This window comes from Streptomyces sp. 6-11-2 (assembly GCF_006540305.1).
GTDB lineage: Bacteria > Actinomycetota > Actinomycetes > Streptomycetales > Streptomycetaceae > Streptomyces.
Genome location: NZ_BJOR01000001.1, coordinates 3,876,475 through 3,893,628 on the forward strand (window position 1 = coordinate 3,876,475; position 17,154 = coordinate 3,893,628).

The 17,154-nt window shown below is 74.5% G+C and carries 14 protein-coding genes; 8 read left to right on the forward strand and 6 right to left on the reverse strand.

The features are described 5' to 3' along the window. Positions 1 to 29: 29 nt before the first annotated feature. Positions 30 to 2,714, reverse strand: coding sequence for a helicase-associated domain-containing protein (locus tag TNCT6_RS16950; protein ID WP_141360158.1), 2,685 nt, complete (start codon positions 2,712 to 2,714; stop codon positions 30 to 32). 118 nt (positions 2,715 to 2,832) lie between these two features. Between TNCT6_RS16950 and TNCT6_RS16955 the strand changes: the two genes are divergently transcribed. Both TNCT6_RS16955 and TNCT6_RS16960 read left to right on the forward strand, forming a co-directional pair. Then, a complete protein-coding gene (locus tag TNCT6_RS16955) occupies positions 2,833 to 3,822 on the forward strand; it encodes a hypothetical protein (protein ID WP_141360159.1) in 990 nt (329 codons plus the stop codon). A gap of 109 nt (positions 3,823 to 3,931) precedes the next feature. Beyond that, positions 3,932 to 4,579, forward strand: a complete 648-nt coding sequence (locus TNCT6_RS16960) for an HAD family hydrolase (RefSeq protein WP_172632927.1) — start codon at positions 3,932 to 3,934, stop codon at positions 4,577 to 4,579. Here the strand turns inward: TNCT6_RS16960 and TNCT6_RS16965 are convergent. Beyond that, positions 4,555 to 4,806: a hypothetical protein gene (locus tag TNCT6_RS16965; protein ID WP_141360161.1), complete on the reverse strand. Its 252-nt coding sequence runs from the start codon at positions 4,804 to 4,806 to the stop codon at positions 4,555 to 4,557. The two genes, TNCT6_RS16960 and TNCT6_RS16965, sit on opposite strands and share 25 nt — an antisense overlap. Before the next feature lie 229 nt (positions 4,807 to 5,035). On the opposite strand from TNCT6_RS16965, the gene TNCT6_RS16970 reads away from it, so the two are divergent. Together TNCT6_RS16970 and TNCT6_RS41695 are read left to right on the forward strand one after the other, a co-directional pair. Then, complete coding sequence (locus TNCT6_RS16970) at positions 5,036 to 5,701, forward strand: BTAD domain-containing putative transcriptional regulator (protein ID WP_141360162.1); 666 nt, start codon at positions 5,036 to 5,038, stop codon at positions 5,699 to 5,701. Positions 5,702 to 6,220: 519 nt separating this feature from the next. After that, positions 6,221 to 6,604 carry a cold-shock protein gene (locus TNCT6_RS41695; RefSeq protein WP_141360163.1) on the forward strand — a complete coding sequence of 128 codons (384 nt, stop codon included), beginning with the start codon at positions 6,221 to 6,223 and terminating at the stop codon, positions 6,602 to 6,604. A 102-nt stretch (positions 6,605 to 6,706) separates the two neighbouring features. Here TNCT6_RS41695 and TNCT6_RS16980 read toward each other — a convergent pair whose 3' ends face one another. The 4 genes from TNCT6_RS16980 to TNCT6_RS16995 form a co-directional block, all read right to left on the reverse strand. Beyond that, positions 6,707 to 7,561 carry a 1,4-dihydroxy-6-naphthoate synthase gene (locus TNCT6_RS16980; protein WP_141360164.1) on the reverse strand — a complete coding sequence of 285 codons (855 nt, stop codon included), beginning with the start codon at positions 7,559 to 7,561 and terminating at the stop codon, positions 6,707 to 6,709. Beyond that, the gene (locus TNCT6_RS16985; protein ID WP_172632928.1) at positions 7,558 to 8,316 is read right to left on the reverse strand and encodes a futalosine hydrolase; all 759 of its coding nucleotides are present in this window, start codon (positions 8,314 to 8,316) and stop codon (positions 7,558 to 7,560) included. The genes TNCT6_RS16980 and TNCT6_RS16985 overlap by 4 nt, the downstream gene beginning before the upstream one ends. Then, positions 8,286 to 8,759: a DUF2771 domain-containing protein gene (locus TNCT6_RS16990; RefSeq protein ID WP_141360165.1), complete on the reverse strand. Its 474-nt coding sequence runs from the start codon at positions 8,757 to 8,759 to the stop codon at positions 8,286 to 8,288. The genes TNCT6_RS16985 and TNCT6_RS16990 overlap by 31 nt, the downstream gene beginning before the upstream one ends. Before the next feature lie 77 nt (positions 8,760 to 8,836). Then, the gene (locus tag TNCT6_RS16995; RefSeq protein ID WP_141360166.1) at positions 8,837 to 10,270 is read right to left on the reverse strand and encodes an MFS transporter; all 1,434 of its coding nucleotides are present in this window, start codon (positions 10,268 to 10,270) and stop codon (positions 8,837 to 8,839) included. A gap of 701 nt (positions 10,271 to 10,971) precedes the next feature. Here TNCT6_RS16995 and TNCT6_RS17000 point away from each other — a divergent pair. From TNCT6_RS17000 to TNCT6_RS17015, 4 genes are all read left to right on the forward strand, one after another. Beyond that, complete coding sequence (locus tag TNCT6_RS17000; RefSeq protein ID WP_141360167.1) at positions 10,972 to 11,898, forward strand: DUF3027 domain-containing protein; 927 nt, start codon at positions 10,972 to 10,974, stop codon at positions 11,896 to 11,898. 102 nt (positions 11,899 to 12,000) lie between these two features. Continuing rightward, the gene (locus tag TNCT6_RS17005) at positions 12,001 to 15,129 is read left to right on the forward strand and encodes a sacsin N-terminal ATP-binding-like domain-containing protein (RefSeq protein WP_141360168.1); all 3,129 of its coding nucleotides are present in this window, start codon (positions 12,001 to 12,003) and stop codon (positions 15,127 to 15,129) included. Positions 15,130 to 15,247: 118 nt separating this feature from the next. Further along, a complete protein-coding gene (locus TNCT6_RS17010; RefSeq protein ID WP_141360169.1) occupies positions 15,248 to 15,886 on the forward strand; it encodes a GntR family transcriptional regulator in 639 nt (212 codons plus the stop codon). Between the two features lie 57 nt (positions 15,887 to 15,943). After that, on the forward strand, positions 15,944 to 17,131 hold the full coding sequence (locus TNCT6_RS17015) for an amidohydrolase (protein ID WP_141360170.1): 1,188 nt from the start codon (positions 15,944 to 15,946) through the stop codon (positions 17,129 to 17,131). Positions 17,132 to 17,154: the final 23 nt, after the last annotated feature.

A 17,154-nucleotide genomic window follows, 5' to 3' on the forward strand; every position in this document is an offset into this window, starting at 1 on the left:
AACGTCCAGTGTGCCCTATCCGGGGCGGATCACGGCTGGTCGTCCGCGAGCTCGGCGACCCCCGTGACCCGGTGCAGGGGGTAGGTGCGGACCTCGTCCGCGGTGTGGTCGTACGCGGTGACGAAGCCGCCCTCGACGCGGATCGGCGCGATGACGCGCTGGCTGGCGGCGCCCTCGGCGTTGACGTAGCCGATCCACAGGGACTCGCCGGTGAGGACGGCGGCCTGCATGGTGGCGAGGGTCTCGGCGGAGCCGGTGCGGGGCAGTTCGCCGTCCTCCCGGGTGGCCGTGGTCGGCTTGCGCGGGGCGGTCGAGGCCAGGTCGCCCGCCCGGATCGCGCGGATCGCGGCGGACAGCAGCGTGGCGTCCGGGGCGGGCGGGCCCTCCGGGACCGGGTCGGGGGCGGTGCGCGGCGGGGTGCGGTGGGAGTGCGCGCGGGTGATCAGCACGTCGCCCGCCGCGGATTCGGCGGCCGGTGCGTAGCCCATCGCGCGCAGGCCCTCCAGGAGCGTGGCCGGGTCGGCCTGCGCGGCCAGCACGGTCGGCGCGAGGCGGCGCAGGCGCAGCCCGGCGGACCGCTTGTCGGCGAGGATCTCGTTCAGCAGCGCGTCGTCGTCGCAGCGCAGGTACGCCGAGGCCGCGCCGACCCGCAGATGGCCGTGCCGGCGGGCCACGTCGTCGATCAGGTACGCCAGCGGCTGCGGCACCGGCGTACGGGAGTGCGCGGTGAGGAAGGCGTGCAGGTCGGAGGCGGTGCGGCCGGCGTCAAGGGCGCGGCGTACGGAGGCGGGGGTGAACCGGTAGACGGTCGCGCCGCCCTTGGACTCCACGTCCGCGAGCACGCCCAGCGTCTCGGCGAGCGGACGCCACAGGGGTCCGGGCGCGACCGCGGTCAGGTCCGCCTGGAGCAGGACGTGGTCCAGGGGCTCGGGCAGGAGCGGGGCGAGGACGCGGGCCGCGGCGGCCTGTTCGTCGGCGGATGCGGCGGAGGCGGGGGCGGTGGGAGGGAAGGGCGAGACCGGCGTGGTCGGGGACGGGGGTGCCGGGGTGCCGGGGATGCCGGGGGTTCCTTCCGGCCGGTGGTGCTTGTGGACGGGCAGCTTGTCCCCCGGGCTCGCGGGCGCGGCCCCGGCCGCGTCCGTGGCCGCCTTCGCGCGTGCGGCGGGACCGCGCCCGGCCTCGCCCGCGGGGGTCTTCCCGGGCGCGGGCTCCGCCTCCGCGGGAGCCGGTGCGGACGCGCCGAGCAGCGCGCGCCCGTGCGCGGACAGCGCGCCCCGGCCGGTGACGCCGAGCAGTTCCGCCTCGGACAGCGTCCACCGGGCGAGGCGGCCGCGCAGGTCGTCCTCCTGCCGCGGTTCGCGCGGCGGGTGCTCCCAGCGCAGCCGGGCCAGCACCGACTCACCGGCCGGTGCGGCGCCCAGCGGCAGCCCCGCGAGCAGGGTGAGCACCCGGTGCCGTACCTCCGGCGCCGCCGAGCGGTCGAGGCCGGGGCCGAGCGCCGACAGGGTCCGGTCCTTGGAGTCCCGTCCGCCGATCAGACCCGCGGTCCGCGTGGCCGCCAGCCAGGCCGCCGCGAGGTGGGCCCAGCGTTCGGCGGCGGGCCGCTCCAGCCACTCGTCGTGGGCCGGGGTCGCCGCGTACCGCTCGTCGTCCTCGCCGTCGGAGGCGAGCAGACCGGCCGCGTAGGCGAGTTCGACCCAGAAGGCGGCCACCGGTTCGGGCACGTCGAGGGCGACGGCGGTGCGCTTGAGGTCGCGCACGCTCAGACCGCCCGCGCGCAGCACGTTCGGGCCGCCCTCGTCCCAGTCCCGCAGCAGTTCCTCCACGGTGGCCAGGGCGGTGTACGCCTGCCCGGCCGCCGTCGCGTCCACAACCTGTGGACGGTGGGTCGCGGCGGCCTCCACGGCCGGCGGCACCGGTTCGGGCGCGCGGTGGGCGCGGCCCGCGCGCAGGTGCAGGGCCGCCTCGCGGGGGAGGACGACGGTTCCGGGAGCCGTGGGCAGCAGTAGCCCGCGGTCCAGCAGCCGACGCAGACGCGGCGCCGGGTCGGGGGTGACCTGACCGTAGGGCGGCCCCCACACCAGGCGCTCCAGTACGTCGAGGGAGTCGGCGGGCAGCCCGGCGAGCAGCGCGGACATCCGCTCGCGGTCGGTGAAGAGGTCGGTGAGCGAGGCGACGGCGGAGACGGAGTCGTGGGTCGAGGGCAGCCCGGCGGTCGTCACGATCTCCTGGATGCGCCCCGGGGACATGCCCGCCGCGGCCTCCCGCACCGTCGGTCCGAGCCCGGTCGGGGACGGGTGCTGGGGCGACGGCGCGAGCAGCTCGCGTGCCGTGCGCACCAGGCGCAGCCGGTCGTCGCCGCCCCAGACGAGGGCCTGTTCGCGCAGGGTGCCCAGGGCGCGGGGCAGCGCGGCGGCGACGACGGGATCGCGGGCTTCGGACGCCATCAGGTCGAGCAGTTCGCCGTACGTGGCCGGGTCGCCGGCCACCGCGAGGGCCTGGGCCGTCTGCTGGGCGAACCGGTCCAGCCGCTCCAGGGCGCGGACCACCGAGGCGCGGGTCCCGGCGCGGGTGGCGAGCTGGGTGAGGTCGGTCGGGACCGGCGTGATGAGGTCGGGGCGGCGGCGCAGGAGCGCGGCCAGGGAGGCGTCGTCGCGCGCGCGGAGCGCTTCCGCGAGCGAACGCGGGGCCGCCGGTTTCTCATCGCTGCTCATCCGATTCACGGTACCGGGTGAGTGTCGCGCCCGGCCCCGTACAGCGGCACGGGGCACCGCGCGGGAGACGGTACCGTCGTCCAACGGGGTCATCGGCCAGCCACCCCGGAGGGGCTTCGTGGGGATCGAGAGCGATCAGGTCGTCTACGAGTATCTGAGCCGCGTCGGGGACGTCGCTCAGCAACGCCAGCTGTCCTCGGCCACGCGGATGCGTCTGGTCGCGGAGCTGCGCAACGAGATCGACCGGCGCCGCGCCAAGGCCGCCGTGGACAGCCCCGCCGCCGTCCGCCGCATCATCGACGGGCTCGGCAGCCCCGACGACGTCGTCGCGGCCGCGGGCGGCTCCGGCGGGGGCGGACCGCGGGCGGCGGCCCCGGCCGTGCCCGCGCAGCGTGAACCGGAGGCGGAGCAGGCACGCCCGAAGGGCCTGCGCAAGGTCGTACCGCGGCCGCGTCCGTCGCAGCGGCCGGCGGGCCCCGCGCCGTCCGACGGCCCGTCCCCGCCGCACCTGGCGAGCGCCGACGAGCTCGGCGGCCCGGTGGTCGGCTCCGAATGGTGGCGCCTGGAGCAGGGCCCGTTGGGGAGGGGTGACGACGTGCCCGGCTTCATGGGCGGGGTGGAGATCCCGGAGCTGCTCAAGCCCCCGCCGGTGAAGGAATCCGCCGACGCGGAGCCCGCGCCCGAGGCGGCCGGTGCCGGCGAACCGGTGGAGGCGGCCGAGCCGGAGGCGCCCGCCGGGCGCCGGCGTTTCGCGCTGCCCCCGTTGATGGCGGGCCGGAGCAATCCGCTGCTGCTGCTCGCAGCCGGGCTGCTGGTGGTCGGCGCGGTCCTGGGCAACTGGTACGCGCTGCTGCTCGGCTGGGTCATCGCCTACGCCTCCCGCCGGCTGACCGCCGCGGAGTCCAAGTGGGCCGTCGTCGGCATGCCCGGCCTGGCGCTCGCCGCCTGGGTGGTCTGGCTGTGGGGCCGTACCGACGGCCGCTGGGGCACCCCCATCGCCGAGGGCCACATGAACGACGCGGTCTCCCAGACCTGGCCGTGGGTGGTGCGGGCCGCGGCCGTGCTGTCGGCGCTGTTCCTGGTGTGGCGCTCGCAGCGGCGGACGTAGTCGCGCTCGGCGCCACAGGCACCGGAGATACGCCACAGGCACCGGAGATAGTTGTACGTCACACGGGTCCGGGGTCTCGCGGCCCCGCCCCCTGGGCACAATGGCCCGTATGACCTCTCGCCCGCTGACCGTCGGCTTCGACCTCGACATGACCCTCATCGACTCCCGCCCCGGCATCCGCGCCTGCTACCTGGAGCTTTCCGAGCGGACGGGAACGTACATCGACGCCGACCTGGCGGTCACGCGGCTCGGTCCGCCGCTCGCGGAAGAGCTGGTCAACTGGTTCCCGGCCGAGCGCGTGGAGGCGGCGGGGGATCTGTACCGGGAGCTCTACCCGGCGATCGCCGTCTCCGCCACGCCCGCGCTGACCGGCGCCCGCGAGGCGATCGAGGCCGTGCGGCAGGACGGTGGCCGGGCGATCGTCGTCACCGCCAAGTACGAGCCGAACGCCAAGCTGCACCTGGAGCACCTGGGCATCGAGCCGGACGCGGTGATCGGCGACCTGTGGGCCGAGCGGAAGGCCGAGGCGCTGCGCGAGTACGGCGCCCGGGTGTACGTCGGCGATCACGTCGGGGACGTACGGGGCGCCCGCGCGGCCGGCGTCCTGTCGGTGGCGGTGGCCACCGGACCGTGCGACGAGGGGGAACTGCGGGCGGCGGGCGCGGATGTCGTGCTCGCGGACCTTACCGTGTTCCCGGACTGGCTCGCGGCCAACCGCACGCTCTTCAGCAGCTACCGTGAGTCGCCGCGCGCCTGACGGCGGCCCGCCGCGATCGATCGGAGCACGCCCGCACCGGCGATCAGGAAGCCGACGCCCATGAGCATGCTCAGTCCGAACATGTAGGTCGGGAAGGGCTTCGCGCCGAGGAACAGCGGCGCCAACGTCACCGCGGTGGCCAGCGCGCCGACGAAGAAAACGATGGCACCTGCACGGACCAGCCGGTCGCCGGCTGTGGCGGAATTCGTTCGGGTATCGTCACGCACGCCACCAAGGATAGTTCCTGGTGCGCGGGCACCCAGAGCCCCGGTTGACCGTGGAGCGGGCGTCGGCGGGACGGTCGGCAACGGTGGACGACCCCGGCATATTCGAACCGGACCGGAGTTTTGCCGCAAGAAGGAATGATTTCGCAATCGCTCCGGACAACAGCCCATAGGGATCACCGAACTGGCCGAAAGATTAGGGGACGACCCGCCGACTTCGGCCGCGGCGAACATGCGGAGCCATCTCACCGCCCTGCGCCGGGACCTCGACGAGGCCCGGCCAGGTCTGAGCTGCCGGGTGCGGACCTACCGGGGCGGTCAGAGCGGCTACGGGCTGGCGATCACGCCCGACGAGTTCGACCTGGCGCAGTTCACGCTGGCCGCACGGCGTGGCCGGAATCTGCTGCTGCGCGGTGAGGCGGAGCCGGCGGCCGAGGTCCTGGAGGGAGCCCTGGCCTGGTGGCGCGGCCCGTTCGGCCAGGACCTGCCGCCGGCGCGGTGGTTCAACGCCCACGTCGCGGGCGTCAACAACGCGCGCTTCGACGCCTACCAGGACCTGTTCACCAGCTGCATCCTCGCCGGTCGCACCGAGACGCTCTCCTACCGGATCGAGAGCATCATCGCCGAAGCGCCCTACCGCCAGCGGCTGTGGGAGCTCCTGGCCGCGGTGCACTGCATCGACGGGGACGCGGCCAGCGCCCTCGGCGCGATCAAGCGCTGCCAGACCCTGTTCGCCGAGGACCTGGGCCTCGACCTGCCGCCCGATGTCGAGGCGATGCGGGCGGCGGCCCTCAGCTGGAACAGCGAGGACGCCCTCCGCCTGGTGGCGGCCCGCACGCTGGTCGCCGACAACGGCGAGCGGACGGACCCCGCGGGCCACGGTTCCGCGCTGTCGTAGCGCGTCCGCGCGACGCCCGCGGTGGCCGGCCGGCGCACTCGCGTCCGGCCACCGGCGCCGGTGGATCTCGCGGGCGGCGAACCGTTTCGGACACCGGACGACCCTTCTCGCTGCCGCACCGTCAGGACACCCTGCGCGGGGCGGGTGTCGACGTGTCCGGGGACCGCGGCCGGGAGGGTGCGGTCATGCTGTCGACGGCAGTGTGTTCCGGGGTGGTTCTCAATGCCCGGCCGGTGGCGCGGGGCGTCGCCGGGTGGGCCGTCCGGGTGTCGTCACCGTCCGCGAATACGGGTTGCCGGAGCCGCCCCCTCATGTGCTGAGATATCCCCTGTCTCCCTCGCCCCCCCCGAGCGAGCGCGCCCACGCCGATCGGCCAGGTTCGGCCGACTGGAGTGGGCGGGCTTGACGGCGGGTAAAGAGCTGGGGAGGCTTCGGGACAACGGCAGGCACGAGCGAGCGCTAGATAGCCTGACCTGCGGCAACTGTGGTTCGGCTGACCGGTGAGATGGGGTGCGTGCTTTGCCTACCGGCAAGGTCAAATGGTTCAACGCTGAGAAGGGCTTCGGCTTCCTCTCCCGCGACGACGGCGGCGACGTGTTCGTCCATTCCTCGGTGCTCCCTGCCGGAGTGGACATGCTCAAGCCGGGGCAGCGGGTCGAGTTCGGGGTGGTCGCCGGCCAGCGCGGCGACCAGGCCCTCTCCGTGACGCTCCTGGATCCGACCCCGTCGGTCGCCGCCGCCCAGCGCAAGAAGCCGGACGAGCTGGCGTCCATCGTGCAGGACCTGACCACCCTCCTGGAGGGCGTCGCGCAGACCCTGGAGCGCGGCCGCTACCCCGACAAGACGTCCGGCAAGAACGTCGCCGGACTGCTGCGCGCGGTCGCCGACCAGCTGGACGTATGACCCGACGGGGCTGACAGGACTGGGCCCTGTCGTCGAATTCCCGCCTCGACAGGACCAGGGCCTCTCGTTTGGATCATGCCGGGCTGATCCAAACGAAGGACCCTAGGGAAAAGCGAGCGCGTCCGGGCCGAGGGGCGGTACGAGCCCTTCGGCCGCCGCACGCGTGAGCAGCCCGCGGACCGCCGCGTAGCCGTCCTCGCCGAGGCCGGCGGTGAACTCGTTGACGTACAGCCCGATGTGCTGGTCGGCGACGGCCGGGTCCATCTCCTGGGCGTGCTCCATGACGTACGGCCGGGAGGCCTCCGGGTCGTCCCAGGCCGCGCGCACCGACGCGCGGATCGAGTCGGCGAGCCGCGTCAGCGTCCGCTCGCCCAGCGACCGCCGGGCGATGATCGCGCCGAGCGGGATCGGCAGCCCGGTGGTGCGCTCCCAGTGCTCGCCCATGTCGGCGAGCTTGTGCAGCCCGTAGTTGCGGTAGGTGAACCGCGCCTCGTGGATCACCAGACCGGCGTCGACCTTCCCGTCCCGCACGGCCGGCATGATCTCGTGGAACGGCATGACCACGATCTCGCCCACCCTGCCGGGGACGACGTCCGCGGCCCACAGGCGGAACAGCAGGTACGCCGTCGACTTCTCGCTCGGCACCGCGACCGTACGGCCCGTCAGGTCGGCGTCGGGCTCCTTGGTGAGCACCAGGGGCCCGCAGCCCCGGCCCAGCGCGCCGCCGCACGGCAGCAGCGCGTACTCGCCGAGGACGTACGGCAGCACCGCGTAGGACACCTTCAGCACGTCCAGCTCGCCGCGCTCGGCCATGCCGTTGGTGACGTCGATGTCCGCGAAGGTGACGTCGAGCGCGGGCGCGTCCGGGACGCGGCCGTGGGCGAGCGCGTCGAAGACGAAGGTGTCGTTGGGGCAGGGGGAGTAGGCGATCCGCAGTCGGCTGCTGTCAGGGCTCATGCAATCTTCCAACTCGTGAGGACGGGCGCGAGCTTCCCGAAGCCCTCGGTCAGGGCGGTCAGGGCGTCGCCGATGCGCCAGGCGGCGCGGTCGCGCGGGCCGACGGGGTTGGAGACCGCGCGCACCTCCAGCACCGGGACGCGGTGCGCGGCGGCCGCCTCGGCGACTCCGAACCCCTCCATGGCCTCGGCCAGGGCGCCGGGGTGGCGGGCACGCAGGGCGTCGGCGCGGGCGGCGGTACCGGTCACCGTGGAGACGGTCAGCACCGTGCCGGTACGGGCCGGGGCGGCGACCGCGATCGCCCGTACGAGCGCTTCGGGCGGACGGTGGGTGACGGTGCCGAAGCCGAGTTCGGTCACCGGCAGGAATCCGTCGCCGGTTTCCGCGCCCAGGTCGGCGGCGGTGATCTCGTCGGCGACGACGAGCGAGCCGACGGGCGCGTGGGGCGCGAAACCGCCGGCGATGCCGGCCGAGACGACGAGGTCGTAGGGGGCGCCGGCGAGCGCGGCGGCGGTCAGGGCGGAGGCGGTGGTCGCGGCGGCGAGGGCGGGGCCGACGCCGGCGGCGATCAGGTCGACGGCGGGGGGTCCGGGGACCCGGTGGAGGGTCGCTCCGGGCAGCGCCGACAGCGGCTCTTCACGGACGGGCCCGGCGAACGCCCGTGCCACCGCGTCCCGTTCGACGGGGACGGCGGTGGCGACGAGGACGCGTGGCGCGGACGTGGTCAGGAGTTCTTCGTGAGCTTGAAGGACCACAGACCCCGCACGTCCTTCTCACCCTCCTTGATGGAGACCAGCGTCGAGTTGCCGCTGGCGCCGTACTGGGCGTTGAAGAAGACGCTGCCCGGGATCGTGCGGTAGGTCTTGGTGCTGGAGTCGGTCAGCGGCTGACCGTTCATCAGGATGGTCCAGCCCGTGTCCGCGATCTTCGGGTCGACCCCGAAGCGCACGGTCTCGTCCGGGTCGACCTTGATCGTCTTGATGTCCTTGGACTTGAGGCACTTGGCCAGGTCGGCGGTCTTGATCGCGTTGCCGTCGTTGTAGCAGTTGGCTTCCGAGCTCACCGAGGAGCTGCCGACGGTGATCGTGGACAGGGGGGTCGGCTTGGAACAGGCCGACAGGACGAGCAGTCCGGCGGAAACGGCGCCGGCAGCGGCGACGGCGCGGCGGCGTCGCACGGCGGAATGCAGCGTGGTCATGGCCGAAGGCTATCGGGCGCGCCCGCCTGCCCGCCCACGCGGGGGTGCGGGCGTGGCAGATGGCCGCGGCGCGGGCCTCATGCCACCCGGGGCCGCGTGGTGCCCCCGTGCCGGGCCGAGGCCAGCAGACCACGGACGGTGGGCAGCCAGCCGGCGGCCACGAGCCCGGCGCCCACCGACAGGCCCAGCACGCCGTTGAGCGGCAGCACGATGCCGATCGCGCCGCCGAGCACCCAGGCCACCTGGAGCAGTGTCTCGGAGCGGGCGAACGCCGACGTCCGCACCGGCTCGGGCACGTCCCGCTGGATCAGCGCGTCCAGGGACAGCTTGGCCAGTGCCTGCCCGAAGCCGGCGATCGCGGCCAGGCAGGCCACCAGGAAGGCGCCGAAGAAGACCGCGGCCGTGACCGCCGCGCCCAGCACGATGGCGACGACGGTCACGATGATGATCTCGGGCGCGCGCGATCTCAGCCAGGCCCCGACCGCGGTGCCCAGGGCGTTGCCGGCGCCCGCCGCGACGCCCACGATGCCCAGCGAGACCGCCGCGCTCTCGCCGGTCAGCGGGTGCTCACGGAGCAGGAAGGCGAGGAAGAAGATCAGGAACCCGGACAGGCAGCGCAGCGCGGCGTTCGCGGCGAGGGCGTGCGTGACGGCCGTGCCGACGGTGCGCAGGCCGGGACGCTTCAGCGGCTTGCGGCGGGGGCCGCGCAGGTGCTGCTCGTCCGCGGCCAGCAGCGCCCGGTCCTCGCCCTTGGCCGAGTCGACCTTGGGCGGCAGGGCGAACGACAGGAACGTCCCCGCGACGAAGATCACGAAGGCGCCGTAGAGCGGCCAGCGCGCGCCGAGGGCCTGGAGGCCCGCGCCGATGGGCGCGGCCACGCCGGTGGCGAGCAGCCCGCCGAGGGTGACCCGTGAGTTCGCCTTGACCAGGGAGAAGCGGGGCGGCAGCAGCCGGGGTACGACGGCGCTTCTGACCACGCCGTACGCCTTGGAGGCGACCAGCACGCCGAGCGCCGCCGGATACAGCTCCAGGCTGCCGCTGGCGGCGGCGCCCGCGATGATCAGCGCGAGCAGGGCGCGGGCCAGCATCGCTGCGGCCATCGCGGCGCGGCGGCCGTGCGGGAGACGGTCGAGGAGGGGGCCGATCACGGGGGCGAGGACCGTGAAGGGGGCCATGGTGATGGCGAGGTACAACGCGACGCGGCCGCGGGCCTCGTCGGTGGGGACGGAGAAGAAGACGGTGGAGGCGAGCGCCACCGTGATCATCACGTCGCCCGCGCCGTTCACCGCGTGCAGTTCGATCAGCCGGCCGAGACCGGACTCGCCGGCGCCGTGTGCGTTGGTCGCCCTGCGGATGCCGCGGACCGTTCCGGTCACGGGCAGATGCAGGGCACGCCCGACCGCGCGGACGGACCCGCCGAACCGGCCCGAACCGCTGCCCCGGCTGCTCCCCTTGACCCCCTTGTCCCCACCGACGCCGGTGGTTCCCGGGGGCGTCCTCGCGGCTGCCACCCCGTCATACTGCCCCGGAAACGGCACCGGTAGCGCCATGGCGGCACGGATGCGACCAACCAGACACCCCTAAGGCACCCACCCGGCCCCGGCAGTCCCCACCCCCGACACCTTGACGCGACCACGCTTGCGGGGACGGGGTGTTTTCGGGCCCCGGACTTCGTCGCGCTTGCGGTGGCGGGGTGTTTTTCGGGCCCCGGGCTCGGTCGCGGCTGCGGCGGCCCGGGCCGGTGGATTGCCTTGGTCGCGCGCCGGGCGTCTCAGGGGGATGGTCCGGCTGTGGCTGTCCCCGGCGTGCTTGGCGCTGGACCCGGCCGCGGCCGGTGTCCGGGCGGGCTCGGTGCGGGTGCCGTGGTGTCTGCGGCGGCCGGGCTCCGGGCGTGGTCGGGAACGGGCTCGTGGCTCCGGTGGTGGGTTTGTCGCGGCGTGGGCCGGTGTTGGCGTGGTGGGAAAGTTCTGGTGCGGCGCGGTGAAGACAACGTCGGTGTAGGCCGAGCGGCGACGAGAAGGTAGCGTGCGTAGCGCGCCGTGGCGAACGTTCTCGACCGCGCGCCTTACGGGCATACCGCAGAATGGATGACGTAGGTGCGCCCGAGCGCGATCGGGCGCGGACGTCGACGCGGTCCCAGGGTCCGCTCCGTCCGCCCCGCCGCCTTCAGGCCGGCGCACCCGAGAGACGGCGTAGGAGAGAAGCGATACCTGTGAGCGCAGCGACCACGCGAAGCCGCACCCCCGACCGCCTGTGCGCCGAGGCCGTCGACCTCGCCCGGGCCGCGGCCGAGGAGGCGGCCGCGCCCGGTGTCGTCGGCGAGCACGCGGGAGTGCTTTCCGAGGGCGACCGGGTCGTCACGCACTTCTTCGAGTGCAAGGAGTTCGGATACCGGGGCTGGCGCTGGGCCGTCACCGTGGCCCGCGCCTCGCGCGCCAAGATCGTCACCCTGGACGAGGTCGTCCTGCTGCCCGGACCGGACGCGCTGCTCGCGCCCGAGTGGGTGCCGTGGAGCGAGCGCCTGCGCCCGGGCGACATGGGCCCCGGCGACCTGCTGCCCACCGACGCCGAGGACCTGCGGCTGGAGCCCGGCTACTCCGGCGAGGACGAGCCCGTGCCGAACGCCGCGGTCTCCCAGGAGATGGCCGACCTGGCGGAGGCGGAGGACGCCGAGGTCACGGCGGGCCCGCCGAGGAACCTGTCCACCGTCCCGTCCCGCGGCTCGATCTCCGCGCTCGCCCAGGAACTGGGCATGCGCCGCGCCCGCGTCCTGTCCCGCTACGGCCTGCACGTGGCCGCCGACCGCTGGGAGGAGGGCTTCGGCGCGAAGACGCCGATGGCCCAGGCGGCCCCGGCGGCCTGCGTGAGCTGCGGCTTCCTGGTGCCGATCGGCGGTTCGCTGGGCCAGGCCTTCGGCGTGTGCGCCAACGAGTTCTCCCCGGCCGACGGCCATGTGGTCTCACTGACGTACGGCTGCGGCGGCCACTCCGAGGCCGCGGTGATGCCCAAGCCCCCGCAGCCGCCCCCGCCGGTGATCGACGAGACGCGGGTGGACCCCTTCCCGCTGCGTCCGGCGCAGGACTCCGGCTCGGTGCCGGTGACCGGGGACGACGAGACCGCCGAACTGGGGCACTCCTAGGACCTGCCCCGCGACCGGTCCGGACCGGTCCGTCCGTCCGTCGGGCGAATGGCCTCTCCCCCGCGCGGTACCTTCGTCGTCACGCCGATGAGGAGAGTGAACGTGAGCATGTTGGTGCAGCCGTCCGCCGGAGGCGATCCGTTCGGGACCGCGCGCCTGCGGCGCGGTGTGCTGGACGCCTGGGCCACCAGCCCGGCCCGGTTCCGTGAGGACGCCAACGCGGAGGAAGACCTCGTCCTCGGCGGCTACCGGGACCGGCTCGTCGTCGAGCTGGCGCAGAACGCCGCCGACGCCGCCGCCCGCGCGGGCGTGCCAGGCCGGCTGCGGCTCACCCTGCGCGACGGCGTGCTGCTCGCCGCCAACACCGGCGCCCCGCTCGACGCGGCCGGCGTGGAGTCGCTGGCCACGCTCCGGGCCTCCGCCAAGCGCGACGCCCGCGACAGCGCCGTCGGCCGCTTCGGCGTCGGCTTCGCCGCCGTCCTCGCGGTCACCGACGAGCCCGCCGTCGTCGGCCGGCACGGCGGTGTCCGCTGGTCGCTGGCCGAGGCCCGCGCGCTGGCGGAGGACACCGCCCGGCACAGCCCCGGCCTCGGCGACGAGATCCGCCGCCGCGAAGGACACGTACCGCTGCTGCGGCTGCCGTTCGCCGCCGAGGGCACCGCGCCCGACCCCTACGACACGGTCGTCATCCTGCGGCTGCGCGACGCGGCCGCCGCCGACCTCGCCGAACGCCTCCTGCACGCCGTCGACGACGCCCTGCTCCTCGCCCTGCCCGGGCTGGAGGAGGTCGTCATCGAGATCGGCGACACCGCGCCGCGCACCCTGCGCCGCCGCACCGAGGGCGCCCTGACGGTCGTGGAGGACACCCGCGAGGGCACGACCCGCTGGCGTACCGCGGGCGCGCACGGCCCGCTGACCCCGGAACTCCTCGCCGACCGCCCGGTGGAGGAGCGCCTGCGCCCGCACTGGTCGGTCACCTGGGCCGTCCCCGTGGACGCCGACGGCACCCCGGCCGGCCCCCGCACCAGCCCCGTCGTCCACGCCCCCACCCCCAGCGACGAACCCCTCGGCGTGCCGGCCCTGCTCATCGCCTCGTTCCCGCTGGACAGCACCCGCCGCCACGCCGCGCCCGGCCCGCTCACCGACTTCCTCGTGCAGCGCGCGGCCGACGCCTACGCCGAACTCCTCGCCGACTGGCGGCCGGTGACCGAGGGCGTCATCGGCCTCGTGCCCGGCCCGCTGGGCAAGGGCGAACTGGACGGCGCGCTGCGGCAGGCCATTCTCGACCGGCTGCCGCGCACCTCCTTCCTGCCGCCCGCGGTCGTGGCCGCCGCCCATCAGGACGACGACTCCGACCTGCCCGAATCCCTCCGCCCCCGGGACGCCGAGGTGGTCGAGGGCGCGGGCGCCGACACCGTGCGCGTGCTCGCCGAGGTGCTGCCCACCCTGCTGCCCGCCGGACTTGAACGGCGCGTGGAGCTGCGCACGCTGGGCGTGGCCCGCCTGCCGCTGACCGACGCCGTCGACCGGCTGGCCGGCCTGGAGAAGGAGCCCGGCTGGTGGCGGCGGCTGTACGACAGCCTCGCGGGCGTCGACCCCGACCGTCTCTCCGGGCTGCCGGTGCCGCTGGCCGACAGCCGTACGACCATCGGGCCCCGGCAGGTCCTGCTGCCCGTGGCCGGTGCCGCCCTCACCGACCCGGAGGTGCTGGCCCGGCTCGGTCTGAAGGTCGCGCACCCGGACGCCGTGCATCCCCTCCTGGAGAAGCTCGGCGCCCTGCCCGCGACGCCGCGTGCCGTGCTCACGACCCCGCAGGTGCGGGCCGCCGTCGCCGCCTCCCTCGACGAGGACACCGGCGGATGGGACGAGGACACCCCGGACGCCGAGGAACTCGCCGACACCGTTCTCGCGCTGGTCGGGGAGGCCGGACTCGAACCCGGTGAGGAGCCCTGGCTCGGCGCGCTCGCCCTGCCCGACGAGGACGGCGAACTCGCCCCGGCCGGCGAACTCGTCCTGCCCGGCGGCCCGTTCGCCCGTCTCATGCGCGAGGGCGAACTCCCGGCGGTGGACGCGGAGCTGGCCGGGAAGTGGGGTGAGCAGCCGCTCGCCGCGTGCGGTGTGCTCGCGAACTTCGCCCTGGTGCGGGCCACGGACGTCGTCCTCGACCCGGACGAACTCGATCCGCGGGACGGGGACTTCCCCGAGCCGGACGACCCCGGGCTGCTCGACGCGGTCGACGTGTGGTGCGAGGACCTGCTCGACCGGTTCCCGGACACGCCCGTGCCGCCGGTCGCCACCGAGATCGTCGCCGTGCGCGACCTGGACCTCGTCGACGACGACCAGTGGCCCCGGGCCCTCGCGCTGCTCGCCCGGCCGCCGCTGCGGGACGCGCTCACCCAGCCGGTGCGGATCCTGCTGCCCGACGGCACCCACGAGATCGTCCGGCCGTACACCGCCTGGTGGCTGCGCGGGCACCCGGTGCTCGGCGGGCGCCGCCCGGCCGGTCTGCGCGCCGCCGGGTCCGACCCGCTCCTGCGCGGCCTGTACGAGGAGGCCGACGCCACCGGCTTCGACGACGAGCAGGTGCTGCGGGCACTCGGCGTGCGCACGAGCGTCGCCGCCCTGCTGGGGGAACCGGGCGGCGCCGCGGAGTTGCTGGAACGGCTCGCCGACCCGGAGCGTCCCGTGACGTCCGCCCAACTGCACGCCCTGTACGGCGCGCTGGCCGAGCTCGACCCGGAACAGGTGACCCTGCCGGACGAGGTGCGGGCCGTGGTCGACGGCCGGGTGGAGGTCGTGGACGCCGCCGACGCCGTGGTGTGCGACTCCCCGGACCTGCTGCCCTTCACCGAGGGTGTCCCTCTGCTGCCCGTACGGCCCGCGCTGGCCGACGAGTTGGCCGAGCTGTTCCAGGTGCGGCGGCTGAGCGAGTCCGTCACCGGCGGGATCGACTCCGAGGGCACCGAGCACGACGTACCGGAGCCGGTGCGGGTGCTTCTCGGCCCGCGCACCCCGCGCACCTACGTCGAGCACGAGGAACTGGTCGTCGACGGAACCGCGCTGGACTGGCGGCTGACCTCCGACGGCGTCCTGCACGCCGCCACCCTGGAGGGCGTGGCCGCCGGCCTAGCCTGGGCGTCGGGCCAGTGGCCGCGCCGCTTCGAGGTCGCGGCACTTCTGGAGGACCCGTCCCGGACGGAGGAACTGGCCCGGGACCGCTGGTTCGACTGAGACGCCTGCGCCGCGCGGCCGCGCCGTGACAAAGCGGACGGCTCCCCGCGGCGGGTTGCGCCACCTCGAACCAGACCCGTATACCAAATAGTCGCGCTTCCCGTGGGACACTGAGGGCATGGCAGGGTCTGGGGAGTTCCAGCCGGAGTCCGAGCGGGTCACGCGGCAACTCCGGGACGACATTCTCGATGGTGTTCGCAAGCCCGGGAGCAAGCTCGTCGAACGCGAGCTGGCGGCGCAGATGGGCGTGAGCAGGGTGCCCGTCCGCGACGCTCTGCGCGTGCTCGTCGCCGAGGGTCTGGTCACGCCGAGGCCACGCACCTGGGCGGTCGTCCGGGAGTTCACGTCATCGGACATCGCGGATCTGAACGAGGTCCGCGGGGCCCTGGAGGCCCTGACCTTCCGGCTCGCCGCTCAACGGCGCCACCGCGCCGGCCTCGACCGGCTCCGCTCCAACCTGCAGGAAGAGCTGAAGGCCGCCTGTGCGGGGGACGGCGTTCGCGCCCGGCGTGCGGCGGCGGACTTTCATGAGACCGTCACATCGATGGCCGCCAACGAACTGCTGAGCGAGCTGGAGAGCACCTTCCGCAGCCGGATGCGGTGGCTGCTGGGACAGCACGACGACCTCATGGCGATCGCGCGGGAGCACGAGGCCCTTTACGCCGCGATCGCGGACCGGAACGTCGCGCTCGTCGACGAACTGGTCGCCAAGCACCTGGAGAACAGCCGGCACGCGATCGTCGCCCACCACGGGTGATCCGTGCGGCCGGACGGCCAAGGGCCCAGCCCTCGCGTTTCGGTATACCATTTTTGAATGGCTGATCTGATACTGACCAATGTCCGACCCTGGGGCATGAAGGCCGTCGACATCGTCGTCTCCGGTGGGGAGATCCGCGATCTGGTGCCCGCCGGTGCCGCGAGCGAACCCGGCGAGCGGGTGGACGGCGGCGGGCTGCTCGCCCTGCCCGGCTTCATCAACGCACACGCCCACGTGGACAAGAGCTGGTGGGGCCGGCCGTGGGTGTCCTACGGCGGCGAGCCGACCACGCTGGGCCGGATCGCGCACGAACGAGCCGAGCGGGACGCGCTCGGCATTCCCAGCGTGGCCAACAGCCTCACGGTGCTGAGGGAGTTCCTGCGGCACGGCGTCACCGCGGTGCGCAGCCACGTCGACGTCGACCTCGGAGTCGGCCTGCGGGGGATCGACGCCGTCCGCGAGGCGGTGGACGCACTCGGCGGCGCGATCGAGGTGGAGATCGTCGCGTTCCCGCAGGACGGGGTGGTCCGCCGCCCCGGTGTCCTGGAGCTGCTGGACCAGGCGGCGGCGAACGGTGCGGCCAGTATCGGCGGACTCGATCCGGCGGCGATCGACCGCGATCCGGTGAAGCAGCTCGACGGGCTGTTCGACATCGCCGAGCGGCGCGGGGTCGGTATCGACATCCACCTGCACGACGGGGGCGCGTTGGGCGCCTTCCAGTTCGAGCTCATCGCCGACCGCACTCGCCGCGCGGGGCTGCGGGGGAAGGTCAACGTCTCCCATGGCTTCGCCCTCGGGGAGCTGCCTCCGGAGCGGCAGGCCGAACTGCTCGACGAGCTGGCCGAGGCAGGCGTCTCCTGGTCGACGGTCGCCCCGGTGCGCGTGGCGCCACTGCCCTGGCGCGGGATGCGGGACCGTGGGATGCCGGTGGGTCTTGGCACCGACGGGATCCGCGACCTGTGGTCGCCGTTCGGCGACGGCGATCTGCTGCGCGTGGCCCTGGATTTCGCGCGACTGCACGGTATGCGGACCGACGAGGACCTCGCCTACGCGGTGGAACTCGCCACCACCCGCGCGGCGGGCTTCGTGCACCGGGGCGTCCACGACCTCGCGGCGGGCGCACCCGCGGACATCGTGCTGATCGACGCCGAGAACGTGCAGGACGCCCTGATGCGGGCCCCTCGGCGTGAACTCGTGATGTCCGGCGGAAGCGTGGTGGTCCAGGGCGGCGAGCTGCTGGTCTAGGGCGGCGGGTCCGGACGTATCGC